The organism is Virgibacillus sp. 7505, from assembly GCF_002272135.1.
GTDB lineage: Bacteria > Bacillota > Bacilli > Bacillales > Amphibacillaceae > Terribacillus.
The window spans coordinates 1-386 of record NZ_NPBF01000072.1 but is presented as its reverse complement, the minus strand read 5'-3'; the positions used below and the strand labels follow the sequence as shown (position 1 = coordinate 386).

Here is a 386-nt window from a genome sequence, read left to right as displayed (position 1 = left end):
CCTGTAGGAGGTGCTTATAAATGGATACAGTCATGTTGGTTTTGCAGCCAGGGGTTCTTTTTTTTATGCTACTTGGAACGTTTCTTGGCCTGTTTATTGGCGCTTTACCTGGCTTAACCGCAACAATGGGGGTAGCGGTGCTAACGCCGCTAACATTTTGGCTCGCTCCACAGGAAGGATTGGCTATGCTTATTGCGATTTATTGTACGGCGATCTTTGCCTCTGGTATTCCGGCTATTCTTGTGAACACGCCGGGAACCCCTGCTTCCGTGACAACAACGTTTGATGGCTATCCACTTACGCAACAAGGGAAGCAAGGAGTGGCGCTTGGAATTAACGCCCTTTATTCAGGGCTTGGTGGGCTGGTGAGCACGGCGTTTTTAATC

Annotated in this window: 1 protein-coding gene; it reads left to right on the top strand. The window is 49.2% G+C overall.

The annotated features are described in order from the left end of the window. Nucleotides 1-20: 20 nt before the first annotated feature. On the top strand, nt 21-386 hold a 366-nt coding region (locus tag CHH91_RS17950; protein ID WP_141234193.1), incomplete at its 3' end, for a tripartite tricarboxylate transporter permease.